This window comes from Stenotrophomonas sp. AS012628 (assembly GCF_010608305.1).
Taxonomy (GTDB): Bacteria; Pseudomonadota; Gammaproteobacteria; order Xanthomonadales; family Xanthomonadaceae; genus Stenotrophomonas; species Stenotrophomonas geniculata.
Window position 1 is genome coordinate 1 of record NZ_VMBJ01000168.1, and the last position, 258, is coordinate 258.

General features: G+C 52.3%; 1 protein-coding gene. It reads left to right on the plus strand.

Annotated elements, in window-relative coordinates; all coding sequences use genetic code 11:
• Positions 1–258: hypothetical protein (locus G5A07_RS21460; protein ID WP_191863998.1), on the plus strand; the 258-nt coding region annotated here is incomplete at both ends.

A 258-nucleotide genomic window follows, 5' to 3' on the forward strand; every position in this document is an offset into this window, starting at 1 on the left:
TGTGAACCCTCATTTCGCTGTTATCGAAAGCCGTAAGGAAACGCGCGCTGCCACCAAATCGTTCGAGAAGGATGCTGCGGCGTTTGTCCTCAAGCTTGGAGATTTGGCCCGAGCGGGCGATCTTTCCGAAGATGATCATCAGGCTCGGTGGAATATCCTTCGTCCAATTGCTGGCGATCTCGTGGCACGTTTCCGCGCATTCTTTGATGTACAGGATATGCTTGTCGATTGGCGAGAGCTGCACATGGTTTATAGCAG